This window comes from Pseudomonas sp. S2_B07 (genome assembly GCF_054668435.1).
The window spans coordinates 5,495,884-5,509,902 of sequence record NZ_CP162769.1 but is presented as its reverse complement, the minus strand read 5'-3'; the positions used below and the strand labels follow the sequence as shown (position 1 = coordinate 5,509,902).

The 14,019-nt window shown below is 60.7% G+C and carries 14 protein-coding genes; 5 read left to right on the top strand and 9 right to left on the bottom strand.

Features of this window, described 5'->3' with window-relative positions; all coding sequences use genetic code 11:
• The first annotated feature begins 24 nt into the window (after positions 1-24).
• Positions 25-522 carry a transcription elongation factor GreB gene (gene greB / locus AB4N43_RS25425; RefSeq protein WP_007943614.1) on the top strand — a complete coding sequence of 166 codons (498 nt, stop codon included), beginning with the start codon at positions 25-27 and terminating at the stop codon, positions 520-522.
• Positions 523-525: 3 nt separating this feature from the next.
• Here the strand turns inward: greB and AB4N43_RS25420 are convergent, their stop codons facing one another.
• From AB4N43_RS25420 to AB4N43_RS25410, 3 genes are all read right to left on the bottom strand, one after another.
• Positions 526-834 carry a hypothetical protein gene (locus AB4N43_RS25420; RefSeq protein WP_027925699.1) on the bottom strand — a complete coding sequence of 103 codons (309 nt, stop codon included), beginning with the start codon at positions 832-834 and terminating at the stop codon, positions 526-528.
• Between the two features lie 248 nt (positions 835-1,082).
• Entirely contained in the window at positions 1,083-1,517 is a 435-nt protein-coding gene (locus tag AB4N43_RS25415) for a DoxX family protein (RefSeq protein ID WP_027925698.1), read from the bottom strand.
• Between the two features lie 103 nt (positions 1,518-1,620).
• On the bottom strand, positions 1,621-3,042 hold the full coding sequence (locus AB4N43_RS25410; RefSeq protein ID WP_194940712.1) for an MltF family protein: 1,422 nt from the start codon (positions 3,040-3,042) through the stop codon (positions 1,621-1,623).
• Positions 3,043-3,277: 235 nt separating this feature from the next.
• Between AB4N43_RS25410 and AB4N43_RS25405 the strand changes: the two genes are divergently transcribed.
• From AB4N43_RS25405 to AB4N43_RS25395, 3 genes are all read left to right on the top strand, one after another.
• Positions 3,278-4,087 carry a TatD family hydrolase gene (locus tag AB4N43_RS25405; protein ID WP_460152137.1) on the top strand — a complete coding sequence of 270 codons (810 nt, stop codon included), beginning with the start codon at positions 3,278-3,280 and terminating at the stop codon, positions 4,085-4,087.
• 205 nt (positions 4,088-4,292) lie between these two features.
• Positions 4,293-5,774, top strand: coding sequence for a methyl-accepting chemotaxis protein (locus AB4N43_RS25400; protein WP_027925695.1), 1,482 nt, complete (start codon positions 4,293-4,295; stop codon positions 5,772-5,774).
• A 210-nt stretch (positions 5,775-5,984) separates the two neighbouring features.
• On the top strand, positions 5,985-6,350 hold the full coding sequence (locus AB4N43_RS25395; protein WP_027925694.1) for an Mpo1-like protein: 366 nt from the start codon (positions 5,985-5,987) through the stop codon (positions 6,348-6,350).
• Here AB4N43_RS25395 and AB4N43_RS25390 read toward each other — a convergent pair whose 3' ends face one another.
• The 3 genes from AB4N43_RS25390 to AB4N43_RS25380 all read right to left on the bottom strand — a co-directional run bounded on the left by AB4N43_RS25390 (position 6,351) and on the right by AB4N43_RS25380 (position 8,475).
• Positions 6,351-7,148: an acyl-CoA thioesterase gene (locus AB4N43_RS25390; RefSeq protein ID WP_027925693.1), complete on the bottom strand. Its 798-nt coding sequence runs from the start codon at positions 7,146-7,148 to the stop codon at positions 6,351-6,353.
• A gap of 235 nt (positions 7,149-7,383) precedes the next feature.
• Positions 7,384-8,151, bottom strand: coding sequence for a CHAD domain-containing protein (locus tag AB4N43_RS25385; RefSeq protein ID WP_460152134.1), 768 nt, complete (start codon positions 8,149-8,151; stop codon positions 7,384-7,386).
• Between the two features lie 45 nt (positions 8,152-8,196).
• On the bottom strand, positions 8,197-8,475 hold the full coding sequence (locus tag AB4N43_RS25380; RefSeq protein ID WP_027925691.1) for a hypothetical protein: 279 nt from the start codon (positions 8,473-8,475) through the stop codon (positions 8,197-8,199).
• A gap of 225 nt (positions 8,476-8,700) precedes the next feature.
• Between AB4N43_RS25380 and AB4N43_RS25375 the strand changes: the two genes are divergently transcribed.
• Positions 8,701-9,741: a patatin-like phospholipase family protein gene (locus AB4N43_RS25375; protein ID WP_460152132.1), complete on the top strand. Its 1,041-nt coding sequence runs from the start codon at positions 8,701-8,703 to the stop codon at positions 9,739-9,741.
• A gap of 104 nt (positions 9,742-9,845) precedes the next feature.
• Here AB4N43_RS25375 and AB4N43_RS25370 read toward each other — a convergent pair whose 3' ends face one another.
• The 3 genes from AB4N43_RS25370 to kdpC all read right to left on the bottom strand — a co-directional run bounded on the left by AB4N43_RS25370 (position 9,846) and on the right by kdpC (position 13,917).
• Positions 9,846-10,535, bottom strand: coding sequence for a response regulator (locus AB4N43_RS25370; RefSeq protein WP_027925689.1), 690 nt, complete (start codon positions 10,533-10,535; stop codon positions 9,846-9,848).
• A 48-nt stretch (positions 10,536-10,583) separates the two neighbouring features.
• The gene (locus AB4N43_RS25365; protein WP_460152130.1) at positions 10,584-13,235 is read right to left on the bottom strand and encodes a DUF4118 domain-containing protein; all 2,652 of its coding nucleotides are present in this window, start codon (positions 13,233-13,235) and stop codon (positions 10,584-10,586) included.
• 136 nt (positions 13,236-13,371) lie between these two features.
• Positions 13,372-13,917 (bottom strand): potassium-transporting ATPase subunit KdpC, encoded by a 546-nt coding sequence (kdpC, locus tag AB4N43_RS25360; protein WP_027925687.1) that lies wholly within the window; start codon positions 13,915-13,917, stop codon positions 13,372-13,374.
• Between the last annotated feature and the right edge of the window lie 102 nt (positions 13,918-14,019).

Sequence of the window (14,019 nt, the reverse complement as noted above, 5' to 3'; positions counted from 1 at the left end):
CCTTCTCAAATACAAGAAGTTGCCATGAGCCGTTATCGTCCACCCCGCCCCGCAGGCACCGCGCTGATCACCCCCGAAGGTGAAGCGCGGATGCGGGCGGAGTTTCATGAGCTTTGGCATGTACGGCGACCGCAAGTGACGCAGTCGGTGAGCGAGGCGGCGGCGCAGGGTGATCGTTCCGAGAACGCGGAATACACCTACGGCAAAAAAATGCTGCGCGAAATCGACAGCCGTGTGCGCTTTCTCACCAAACGGCTGGAAGCGTTGAAAGTGGTCAGCGAAAAGCCCAGCGATCCGAACAAGGTCTATTTCGGGGCGTGGGTCACGATTGAAGACGAAGACGGCAAAGAGTCGCGCTATCGCATTGTCGGCCCGGATGAGCTGGACCTGAAGCTGGGGCTGATCAGTATCGATTCACCGCTCGCCCGCGCGCTGATCGGCAAGGCGCTGGACGCCGAAGTTCGGGTCCAGACGCCGACCGGTGAGCAATGCGTGTACATCGTGGCGATTGAGTATCTCTGAGCCTTAGCGACGGGTAATCAGCCCCTGTCGGGCAACGCGGGTCAGTTGTTTTATCACTTCCGGCGCGTCTTCGAGGCTCGGTGATTGAATCACCGCCAGGTCAAAGCTGTCGCTGGCAAATCGAGCCAGCGATTCGCCGTCTTCGACAAACTGGATCAGGAAGGCTGCAGGCCCGCCGGTACGACGTGGCCAGCCATCGAGATAACGCAGGAGCGTCGGCTGATGTTTACCGCCAAGCAGGATTTTTGGATTGCGCTGGGTAAGGTGTGCCGTGATCGGCGCGGGACGTACTACAGGGCTAAGTGCGTTCATCGAGTCGTGTCTCTGCCTCAAAATTCTGCATGGCAGGTGAGAGGCAACACCGAACCAGCGCTTTAGCGGTATTTCGAAGCCTGTTTCAAGCTTCTATCGGCAACTGAATGAGTCACCTGGCGCCCCGCAAGTAGCTGTTTAAATCGGCGCATGGGCAACATCCTAGAGAAGCTGACCGGACAGTGTCAAGAATGACGCGCAACAAAAAAGGCCCGCGCAATGCGGGCCTTTTCGTTGAGCCAGAGCGGTCAGTCGGTAATGGCGCGGTCCAGCGACAGCTTGCCGGCACCTTCGATCAGTACCGCGATGCTGCCGCCAAGCAAAGCCAGGGCGAATTCATAACCGTTGTTGGCCATGAACAGGCCGTTATGGATGTGCACCGAGAAAATCGCGACCAGCGAGAGGAAGGTCAGGCCCAGTGCTGCCGGACGTGTCAGCAGACCGATGATCAACGCCAGACCACCGAAGAATTCGGTACCACCGGCCAGAATCGCCATCAGGTGACCCGGTGCCAGGCCCAGGCTTTCCATGTACTGCGCGGTGCCGGCAATGCCGTAGCCACCAAACATACCGAAGAGCTTCTGCGCGCCATGAGCAGCGAAGATGATCCCGACGACAATCCGTATCGCGGTCAGGCCGAAACCGGCGCGGGTAAACAGTACCTTGTTGATCAGTGAGCTCATGCTGTGTCATCCATTGTGAGTGAGTGTTCGTTGGGCACCATATTAATCGATAAAACAAATGTGAAAAGCGCAATAATTGCGACATAACAATCAGTTTAGTTGATTATTTACGAGAGGCCACTTTTTGTCCCTGTGGCTCCAATGACTCCCTCTCACGATCGAACGCCAAGTAATACTTATTCACGCTATTAACATAGCTGACGGGCCCCATCCCCACCTGCTCCATGGCAATGCGCTCGACCTGGAAGAACCACTGATTGGGATTCAGGCCACGCCGTCGGGCTTCGGCGCGCATACCCTGAACCCGCTCCGGGCCAATGTTGTAGGCCGCCAGTACGAACGCCATGCGCTCACGTTCGTTGAGCTTGGGGCTGGAGAAGAACTTGCGGCGGATCATGGCCAGGTACTTGGCCCCGGCCTGCACGTTGGCGTCGAGGTCCTGAATGTTGTTGACCCCCACCCGCTGGGCGGCAGACGGGGTGATTTGCATCAGGCCGGTGGGGCCACCACCGTTGCGGGCGCTGGGTTGCAGCGCCGACTCCTTGAACGCCAGCGCCGCCAGGTTCAACCAGTCCATGCCTTGGGCATCGGCGTGTTTCTGCAGCACCGGTCGCAGTTTTTCCAGGCGCTGACGGTCGGCCTTGGCCAGTGGATAGTGCACTTGGTACAGCCGCCGATAAATCCGCAGAAACGCTACGTCCTGGTCCGAGGGCTTCTTGTACGTCGTCAGAAAACGATCAATGCTCGCCCGCAGCATCGAGGCATCACGGCGCACAAACCAGAATTCTTCGCCTGGATCACTGATCAGCAACTGCTTGTCGAAGCGCAATTTTGGCAGGATCCTGCCCCAGCGCTCGGCAATCGGTTGCTCGACGATGGTCAGGTGAAAGATCCCGCCCTGAACCATTTCCAGCACGTCTTCGACGGCCAGACTCGGATCGACCCACTCGATCTTTATCGGCGCCAACTTGTGCAGTGCGAGTCTTGAATTGATCTGGCTCACGGCATCGCCGGCCGCGCTGCCGGTGGGCAACGCCAGGGTCTTGCCCGAGAGTTGTTCGACCCGGGTGTAACGCCGTTCGCCCTTGATCCCCACCAGCACCAACGGGATGTTGCTGGCGATCGGTTCGCTGCTGCTGACTGCGTGGCCAGGCTGCAAATCGAGCAACTCCCCGGGCGCGACCAGATCCCCTTCCCCGCGCTGCAACGCGCCGAGTAGTTGATCCTTGGCTTTGGGAATGATCTTGAGGGTGACTTCCTGACCGTCGCGGGCGTGGCCGTTGAGGTATTGCTCGAAGGCGCGCAAGCGGTGGTATTCGACGCCGATGGCCTGGCCCTGGACTTCGCCGGAGCTGTTGCGGCTCTGATTGACCAGCACCCGCAACACGCGGCTACTGCGAATTTCTGCCAGATCGCGCACCTTGGCCGCCGGCACGGCTTGCAGCGGCCCGGCCAGACGCGCGACCGCCGGCATCGGCAGCAGCAACGAACAGCACAGCAGTAGCAAAATCGAGGGACGTGTCATCCACTCTCCGGAAAGAATACTGGGCCGATTTCCAAAAAAATCTCGAAATCGAACGTCAGAAACAGAGCGCCATGAGCGCTGGCAAAGTGCGAAAGACTGGCACAGTGATGGCACAATGACCACCCGGGCCTGTCTCGCGGCATCAAGAGACAGCTTCAACTCGTTGTAGTTCTTGGCTTTTCTTATAAATCTACAGCTCTGATATGCTTTCCGGCCTTTGGTCCGAGGTAGCACCATGCAACTCATCGATATCGGCGTCAACCTGACCAACCCCAGTTTTGCCGACAAACACCAGGCCGTACTCGACCGCGCGTACGCCGCAGGGGTTTGCCAATTGGTCCTGACCGGCACCAGTGTCGAGGGCAGCGAACAGGCTTTGGAACTGTGCCAACACTTGGACGAAAGCGCTCAACGCCTGTTCGCCACCGCGGGCATTCACCCGCACGCGGCCAGCGACTGGAACACTGACAGCGCCCAGCGTTTGCGCAGTTTGCTCAAGGAGCCGAACGTGGTGGCCGTGGGTGAATGCGGGCTGGATTTCAATCGTGACTTCTCGCCACGCCCGCAACAGGAAAAGGTCCTCGAAGAGCACCTGGCGATGGCGGTCGAGTTGCAGTTGCCAGTGTTCCTGCATGAGCGCGATGCCAGTCAGCGACTGCTGGAAATCCTGCGCGACTACCGTGATCAATTGCCGGCCGCCGTGGTGCATTGCTTCACCGGCGAAAAGAAAGCCCTGTTCAGCTACCTCGATCTTGATTTGCACATCGGCATCACCGGCTGGATCTGCGACGAACGCCGGGGCACGCATCTGCATCCGTTGGTGAAGGAGATCAAACGCGGACGTTTGATGCTGGAAAGCGATGCACCGTATCTGCTGCCACGCAGCTTGCGGCCGAAGCCGAAAAACGGGCGCAACGAGCCGGCGTATTTAACTGAAGTGTTGCGGGAAGTGGCGTTGCATCGTGGGGAAAGCGAAGAAGATCTCGCCGCCCACAGCACCGACTGTGCACGAGCGTTTTTCGGCTTGCCCACAATCCCCCAGTAACCACCGATCCCCTGTAGGAGTGAGCCTGCTCGCGATAGCGCCAGCACTTTCAACATTGATGTCTCAGACAGACCGCCATCGCGAGCAGGCTCACTCCTGCAGGGGGACTGTGGTGCATGTTGATCCACATCAAATTCAGAATCTTCGATAGCGGCACAATGCTGGCACCTTGCCAATGCTGTTTCCGCTATCAGAGAAGACCTCCATGGGTGCCTGGCTTAGCAACATCTCGCTGAAATACAAATTCTGGGCGGTCAACGCGGTCGCTTTCTTCACCACCCTGTTGCTGGTGCTGTACGCCGTGCAACTCGAACAACAAGTCCGCAGTCACGCCGCGCAGGGGGCTGCCCAGGCACAGGCGCGATTGCTCAGTGCCTGGCCCGTCGGGCAACCGCTGCCCAAGGCCGACAACCTGCTGACCTTCGGACGCGGACAGGCGCCATTGTTGAACGGTCAGCCACTCCTGGAACTGACGGACAGCCACGGCTGGGTCGAGATCCACCCGATGCCGCTGCTCGGTGACAACCCGTTGATGGGTGCCGAGGTGTTCACCCGCCCCGACGGGCAGCAAGTCGCGGTGATCGCTTTTGGCCCGAGCCTGAGTCAAGTCTTCAGCGAACGTTTCGCCCAGTACGCGGTGGCTGTATTTATCTTGATGCTGGCGATGTTGGGCGCATCGCAGCTGTTGATCCGCTTCCTGCTGAGTCAGCTCAACACCTTGAAAGACGTGATGCTCCACGTCGAAAAAACCGGCGACCTGTCGGCCCGTGTGCCGCTGGCCTGCCAGGATGAAGTCGGGCAGATGGCCAACGCCTTCAACGCGATGCAGGCCGGATACCAGCGAGTGGTCAACACCGTCGCCAGCACGGCCCGGCAACTGGATGTCGGTGCTGCGCGCCTGGCTTCGAGCATGAACGAAGTGCGCCACGGCATGCTCGGCCAGCAAAGCGAAACCGATCAGGCCGCCACGGCAATCAATGAAATGACCGCCACCGTCTATCACATCGCCCAGCACGCCGGCGCCACCCGCGACCTCTCGCAAACGGCAGACAAGCTGGCGGGCAGTGGGCAGCAAGTGGTGTGTCGCGTGCAGAAGTCGATTGCCGGGTTGTCCAGCGGTGTGCAGCAGACGGCGGAGATGATTCAGCGCCTGGCCGAGGACAGTCAGAAAATAAACGGCGTAGTCGGGGTGATTCATAGCATTGCCGAGCAGACCAATCTGCTGGCCCTGAATGCGGCCATCGAAGCGGCACGGGCGGGCGAAATGGGACGGGGCTTTGCAGTGGTGGCCGATGAGGTGCGCAACCTGGCCAAGCGCGTGCAGACCTCTACCGACGAGATCACCCTGATGGTCTCCGCCTTGCAGGCCGGGACCCGGGACGCGGTGGACTTCATGCAGGAAAGCTCCTTCAAGGCCGATGATTGCGTGAAGCAGGCTCAAGAAGCTGGCGCCGCGCTGGCCGAAATCACCAGCGCCGTGGCGCAGATGCGTGAAAGCAATACGCAGATTGCGGTGGCGGCCGAGCAGCAAAGCCAGGTGGCAGAGGAGATGAATCGGGCGGTGGTGAGTATTCGCGATGTGACCGAGAACACTGTGCAGCAGACCATTAACTCTGCGACGACCAGTCATGAGCTGGCAGCGTTGGCTGGGGAGTTGAGCAAGGCGATCGGGCAGCTCAGGCTGTAAGGGCCCCATCGCGAGCAAGCTCGCTCCCACAGTGACCGCGTTTTAACAGATGAATGCAATTAAATGTAGGAGTGAGCCTGCTCGCGATGGCGTCAGCCCGGTCAACATCAATCCCCACCTATCACCCCCATAGCCAACCTCGATTCGCCGACCACCCTCCCCCCGCCTATTCTTCAATCATACGGTCAACACGGATTGAGGAGTTTCAACATGGGCAAACGTCACCCCAACCTACCCGCCTGGCAATGGCGAGCGTACCCGAACAATCACCAGCACCCGACCAACCTGGTGCTGCACCTGATTGCCGTACCACTGTTCATTGTCGCGTTTCTGCTGATTGTGTCCGGGGTGTTCAGCCTGAGCCTGTTGAACATCGCCATCGGCGTGATCGGCCTGCTCGCTGCGCTGGGTCTGCAACGTCACGGTCACAGCCTGGAGGCGCAAGCCTCCGAACCGTTCAGTGATCGCAAAGATGCAGTGTCACGCTTGCTGGTCGAGCAATTCCTGACCTTCCCACGGTTTTTCCTCAGCGGCGGCTGGTGGCGCGCCTGGCGTGAGCGCCATCGTCGGCACTGATCAGGCGAAAATCGTTACCGTCTGCCGGCTCATGGCGATCAACCGGCCGTCCGCGCTCCACAACTTCGCGGCCGCATGACCGTAGCCGTCTGCGGCATGCTCGGTTTCGACCAGGTATTTGCACCAGTCCAGCGTGCTCAGTTCCAGCAACGGCTGAACGAATTCGATGGTCCAGGTCAGCGTGCTGCCCATCGCGGTTTTTTTCAGGTGCGGCAGCAAGGACGGCGGCCAGGCATCCACCAGCGCGAGGATATGCGACTCGGTGACGGCCTCTTCCTTCACATCCCCACGTAACCGCACCCAACCGCCCATTTGACGGGAAGAGTTGCCGGTAAACGGCATGCCGCCGACGGCCCAGCGCATTGCCAGATGGCGCATGAACTCCGGAATCACGCCGGGGATGAAGGGCAATTCCTGACACTCGTCCCAGTGCTTCATTTCCGGAGCAGGTTCAGCCGTGATCGCCACTTCGGAAGGCCGCGAGGCACCGAAGCTGCCCTGAATCAACGTCACCACTTGCCCCTTCTGCATCGCCCGGCCCAGCACCTGGCTGACGGCTTTGCCTTCGCGCAAGACATCGACTTCAAAGCTGACCGGCACTTCAGGCTCGACGGGGCCGACAAAGGTGATCGCCAGCGAACGCACCGGCCGGTCTGCCGGGACTTTTGCGCGCATGGCTTCGTATTGCAATGCCGCCACCAGACCACCAAAACTGGCCCGCCCCTGCGCCCATCCGGCTGGAATAGACAGCTCCAGCGGTTGCTGGCGGACGGCGTCGAGCAGATCGCAAAAGCGCATGAAGACCTCGGAAACGGGAAAAGGAGAGGAAGATCTTAACCAGCCAGCGATGGGGATACAGCACCTGTTCCGGCCAAAAGTACTGACAGAAGAGCCGCATACTAGATTCCATACTCAACACAAAACCCTGTAGGAGTGAGCCTGCTCGCGAAAGCGGCATGACAGCCAACATCACTGTTGAATGTCACGGCCTCATCGCGAGCAGGCTCACGCCTACATTTGATTTGCGCGGTTTTCAGGATTTGAAGCAGCGGGCGCTGAGTTTGTCGAGGACACGGTCGGCGCGGGCTTCAGCGTTAGCCATGGTGGTTTTCCAGACCGCGACACAAGGCTGCAAGTCCGCCTCTTCTTGCGCCCTGGCCAGCCATTGCCAACTGTCGTGCCAATCACCCAAAGCCCCCTGTGCCGATTTCAATCGGGCCAAGGCAGCCTTCGGCAAGCGGTCCAGCTCGGGATAGGCCTCGATGCCGTAGCGCACACGCTTGATCAACAGACGCAAGCGATGACGGTCGTGGGCCGGGTCGTGCAGGGCAACGTCGAGTTTCTTCCATTGTTTGCCCAAGCGTTTTTCAATGCGCTTGCGCAGGCCCTTGAGCAAGCCCTGGCGCTGGGACGCGCGCAAAAAACGCGGAAAGGCATCGAAGATCATTAGCAACTGCGCCAGCTCGGGACTGGCCGCCACCGCTGGATACGCCTTGGCCATCAGCGCCATGCGCCGGTGGGCGGCTTCGGGTTGACCGTGCTCGAGCAGGTACGCCGCCAGCACTTCGCGATCACGCAACGGCGTAGTCAGCTCGCCGACCCGGGACGCCGCCGCTTCCACCTGCTCGACACCGGGCAGGCCGCGCAAGGGGCGCAAGAGGCTGCGCAAACGGCGAACCGTGGTGCGCAGGTCGTGCAACGCTTCAGGGTCAGTGCGGGCAGTCAAACGCGCCTGACAGGCCAACAAGCGGACTTCAAGGCCCAGGACATGGGCCACCAACCGATCAACCAAATCAGACATCGCTTACTCCCTGAATCGAGTGTCCCTTTTTACCCGCGTCATGCCTCAACGGCCTGCACGCGACTCCCGAATATAGAAGCGCGCTTTCTCGGCTTTGCTGGTGCAGCCTTCGTAGGCTTCGAATTGTTGCTGGGTCTTGGCGCCTGTCAGTAACGACAGGGCCTTGGAATAGCTGACAGTCCCGGCGAAACCTTCGGCCTTGGCCAAGTCTAGCTCATGCCACGCGGCGTCAATCTGGCTGCCGCAGCTTTCGCGGTAAGCCGTTTTGCCGGCACAACCGGCGAGCGCCAGCGCAATCAAAGGTACGCAAATCCAGGCTTTCATCAATACCACCTCAAGATAGGTCAACAGTCGTGCAGGTAAGACGGCCCGGCGCGGGAAAAGTGCCTTGGCCGCTCGAAGCAAACTCACTATAGCGTGGGCAAGAATAGCCAAGTGCCGCCATGGAGTGTCGAAAAAACGACGCCATCGGCCTGTCGAGCGACCATGGCGATTGAAGCCCGCCCCTTGATGGGTGCATTGTTGAACCTTGTCAGACGAGGGCGATTCATGAAAAAGCGTATCGCACTGGTACTGGGCTCAGGCGGAGCCCGAGGTTATGCCCATATCGGTGTCATTGAAGAGCTCGAACGGCGCGGTTACGACATCGCCTGCATTGCCGGTTGTTCCATGGGAGCGGTGGTTGGCGGAATTTATGCGGCGGGCAAACTTGACGAGTATCGCAGCTGGATCGAAAGCCTGGATTACCTCGATGTGTTGCGCCTGGTGGACGTCAGCTTTCGGCTTGGCGCGATTCGCGGTGAGAAGGTCTTCGGGCAGATCCGCAAGATCGTCGGCGAGATCAATATCGAGGACCTGCGCATTCCCTACACGGCCGTGGCCACGGACCTGACCAACCAGCAGGAAATCTGGTTCCGGGAAGGTTGTCTGCATCAGGCCATGCGCGCCTCGGCGGCGATCCCCAGCCTCTTCACTCCGGTGATGCAGGGCAACCGGATGCTGGTGGATGGCGGCATTCTCAACCCTTTGCCAATCGTGCCAGTGGTGTCGAGTCATTGCGACCTGATCATCGCAGTCAACCTCAACTCCACCAACCAGCGCCACTATCAATTGCCGGTGATCCAGCGACCGGCAGCGTTCAAGAGTCGTTTCGACAGTTTGATCAATTCACTGGGTTCGAAGTTGCCGTTCCGGCGCAAACAGGCCGAACAATTGCTGCTGCTGGAGAAGGAAGCGTTGATGGCAGAAGCGGCTGACATCAACCCCTGGATCGAATCCGCCGAGCCCGAAGCCCAGCAACCTGCCGCCGCTCCCGAGCGCGAAGGCGCGCCGAAGTCGGCCACCGGTTCGTTCATCATCGATAACGTTGGGCCGGCGTCTTTGCTGGACCTGATCAACCAGAGTTTCGAGGTGATGCAGACGTCGCTGGCGCAGTACAAGATTGCCGGGTATCCGCCGGACATCCTGATCAACGTGCCGAAAAGGGTTTGCCGGTTTTTCGAGTTTTACAAGGCGCCGGAGTTGATCGCGTTGGGACGGGAGATTGCTCGGGATACGCTGGATCGGTATGAGAATGAGCGTGAGCCCTGAGATCGTTCCCACGCGCTGCGTGGGAATACCGCCATGGACGCCCTGTGTCCGCTGTTGAGATCGTGACGCGGAGCGTCACGGGATGCGTTACCACGCAGGAACGATCAGGTATCAAGCAACCGATACCCGACCCCTGCCTCCGTCACGATAAACCGCGGCTGAGTCGGATCATCCACCAGCTTCTGGCGCAAATGCCCCACCACAATCCGCAGGTAATGACTGTCCTCGGTATGGGTCGGCCCCCAGATATCCTTGAGCAGTTGCTGCTGGGTAATCACCCGTCCCGGATGCCGCGCCAGTTGCGCCAGCACCGCGTATTCCTTGCGTGTGAGCGCCACTTCGACGCCCTCGAGCAGCACCCGCCGATAAGCCAGGTCCACGGTCAACGGCCCAAACGTCAACGCCGCCTGCTGGGCTTCACCGACTGGCGCCTGGCGCAACAAAGCACGCACCCGCGCCAGAAATTCCTGAATGCCAAAGGGCTTGGTCACGTAGTCATTGGCGCCGCCATCGAGTGCTTCGACTTTTTGCCCTTCGCTCGCACGCACCGACAGCACCAGCACGGGCACCGTCGACCATTCACGAAACTCGCGCAGCACTTGCTGGCCGTCCATGTCGGGTAAACCGAGGTCGAGCACCAGCAAGTCCGGTTTGTTCAGCGCCGCTTGCGCCAGGCCTTCGGTGCCGGTGCCGGCCTCCAGCACTTTGTAGCCTTGGGAGACCAGACTGATGCGCAGGAATTTGCGGATTTGCGGTTCGTCGTCGATGACCAAAATGGTCGCGGTCTGGCTCATGGTTTCTGATCGCGGCATGGGGATGTCCAAAGGGTATCAGGCTTCACTTCAGCGCTCACTTTCAAAGGCGGGTTGTTCCTGCAAGGGCAAGTGAAGCGTAATGCACGTTCCGCGTCCCTCAATGCCGTCAGCGACGCTGATCCGTCCGCCATGCGCACCGACCATGCCCTGACAGATCGCCAGCCCCAGCCCGGTGCCCTGCCCGCCCCGATCACCGCGCGCGGCGGTGTAGAACATGTCGAAAATCTTCGCCCGTTCCTCCTCCGGAATACCCGGCCCCTCATCACTCACCGAGAAAAACAGCTCGCCATCCTCGACACCGGCGCGCAATTGCAGGCGCCCATGTGCCGGTGAGAATCGCGCGGCGTTTTCCAGCACGTTGACCAGCGCCTGCTCGATCAGCGCCGCGTGGACATACAGCAGCGGCAACTCCGGCGGCACGTCGGTGCTGACTTGCAACGGCGCCAGCACGGCGCGCAGTCGATTGAGTGAACTGGCGACGATGTCGGCCGGCGACACCCAATCACGCGCCAGCTTCAGCGCGCCGTGACCGAGGCGGGTCATGTCCAGCAGGTTCTGGATGTAGCGATCCAGCCGCTCGGCTTCGTCACGCGTGCCTTCGAGCAACTCCTTGCGATCCTCCAGCGGAATGGCTTCACCGAGGGCCAACAGGCTGTCGATGCTGCCGCGCATGGACGTCAGCGGCGTGCGCAGGTCGTGGGACACCGACGCCAACAGTGCGCTGCGCAGTTGCTCGGTTTCGCCGTGCAGTCGCGCCGCTTCGAGGTCTTCGGCCAGTTGCGCCCGAGCCAACGCCTGGGCCAGCGGTTGGCTCAATGCGGTCAACAAACGCCGACGCTGACCGCTTAAGGTCTGGCCTTCTTTGGCGCACACGCCCATCAATGCCAACGGCCCGTCTTCCACCGATAACGGCCACCACCACCAACGCCCCATTGGCAATGTTCCGGTGCCTGCACCAGCGGGTTGATCGTGTTGCCAGGCCCAATCGGCGGCAGCGCGTTCAGCTTCGGAGAACTCTATCGGACCGCCAGTTTCGACTTTCCAGCCACCCTGCCCGTCTTGATTGAGCAGGCACAGCTGCAAATCACTCCAGCCGTTGAGGTGCTGGGCAGCGGCGCTGATCACGGCTTGGCGATCAGTGGCGGCCGTCAGTTTGCGCGACAGGTCGAGCAGTTCGGTGGTCTCTTCCTGGGTGTCACGCAGTGCCTGCAATTGCCGACGTTGCCGCGCCGCGAGGTTGCCGGTGAGCGCCGCCATCAGCAGGAAGAACAGCAAGGTCAGCACGTCTTCTTCGCGCTGGATGGCGAAAGAAAAATTCGGCGGAATGAACAAAAAGTCGTAGGTCAGAAATGAAAGCGCCGCACAGGCCAGCGCCGGGCCGAGGCTGCTGCGCACCGCCACCAGCAGAACAGCGGCGAGAAACACCAGCGAGATGTTGGGCAGCGGCAAAATACTCGCCACGCCCCACGCCAACGCACTGGCCAAAACGGTCGCCACCAGTGCCAGCACGTAGTCAAACCACACCAGTGATTGTGCCGAACGCTGGCGCGGTTGTTGCGGTAAATCATCGCTGTCGAGGACGTTGATTTCCAGCCCGCGCGCATCGCGCAGCAGGCGTGACGCCAAGCCCCCACCGAACAAGCGCCGACGCAACCGCTGCCGGGACTGGCCGACCAGCACCAGACTGGCGCGGCGTTCGGCGGCGTGCTGGATCAGGGTCTTCGCGACTTCACCGGCGCGCAGCAACACCACTTCGCCACCGAGGCGTTCGGCCAATTGCTGGGCACTTTGCAGACGCAGGCGCGATTGCTCGTCACGCACGCTGCCATTGTCGACATGCACCAGGCTCCATGGCAAATGCCGGCGCTGGGCAACGCGACTGGCGTGACGCACCAGGCGCTCGGCCTGCGCATCGCCATCGACCCCCACCAACAAACGACCACGTACCGCTGGCGCTGCTTGACCGAGTTGGCGATACCCCTGGGCCAGGTCATTGTCGACCTGCGCGGCAGCGGTTTGCATCGCCATTTCGCGCAGGGCGGTCAGGTTGGTCTGGGTGAAAAACGCGTCGATGGCCGCCCGCGCCTGCTCCGGCACGTAGACCTTGCCGTCGCGCAGACGCTCAAGCAATTCCCTTGGTGGCAGGTCGATCAGCAGCAGTTCGTAGGCTTCTTGCAGCACCCAGTCCGGCAGGGTTTCACGCACCTGCACACCGGTGATGCCGCGCACTTGATCGTTGAGACTTTCCAGGTGCTGGACGTTGACCGTGGTGTAGACATCAATGCCGGCGGCGAGCAATTCCTGGATGTCTTGCCAGCGTTTGGTATGGCGGCTGCCGGGGGCGTTGCTGTGGGCCAGTTCATCGACCAGCACCAGTTTCGGCTTGGCCGCGAGCAGACCGTCCAGGTCCATTTCTTCGAGCATCACGCCCCGGTATTCCGAGCGCACCAACGGCTGTTGCGGCAAGCCGCCGAGCAGCGCTTCAGTTTCGGCGCGGCCATGGGTTTCGACCACGCCGGCAATGACTTTGACGCCCTGGCGCAGCTGGGTATGAGCGGCTTGCAGCATGGCGTAGGTTTTGCCGACACCGGGCGCGGCGCCGAGGAAAACCTTGAGCCGGCCACGGCCATCGCGGGGCAAGTCTGCTAACAACGCGTCGGCGCGGCCGGAATCACTCATGCTTGAAGCTCTCTCTAATTGATCGTTCCCACGCTCTGCGTGGAAATGCAGCCCGGGACGCTCCGCGTCCCTGCTTAAAGCGGACGCTAAGCGTCCATTGATGCGTTCCCACGCAGCGTGTGGGAACGATCATCTCTTACAGCTTTTCCAGTGCGATGTTAAGCGCCAGCACATTCACCACCGGCGGTCCCACCAATGGTTGTTCAATGTGCGCGTCCAGCAGTTGTTGTAGCGTAGACACCGGCAGATTACGCGCAGCGGCAACACGCGCCAGTTGATAGGCAATCGCGGCCGGTGGCAAGTGTGGATCGAGGCCACTGCCGGAGGTGGTCAGCATGGCCAATGGCACAGGCCCCTGACCCGGCACCAGCAGTTTGTTGGCATCGTCGATCACTCGTGTGGCCAACGCCGGGTTGCTCGGTGACAGGTTACTCGCGCTGCTCGACACGGTGGCAAACGCACCGGCGGAGGGGCGTGGATGGAACCAGGCGTCACCGACAAAATCCTGGGCAATCAGCGACGAGCCACGGACCTTGCCGTCGGCGTCGTGCACCAGGCTGCCATTGGCTTGATCCGGGAACGCAACCTGGGCGACACCGGTGACCACCAACGGGTAAGCGACGCCGGTGATCAGGGTCATCAGGACCAACAGGCTCAAGGCCGGACGTATCATTGTGGACATTTCAAAATCCTCGAATTCGGATAACACATACAGGGTTCGATCAGGTGCACCGAGGTGCTTTCATCGCGAGCAGGCTCACGCCTACAAAAGCACCGCATTCCC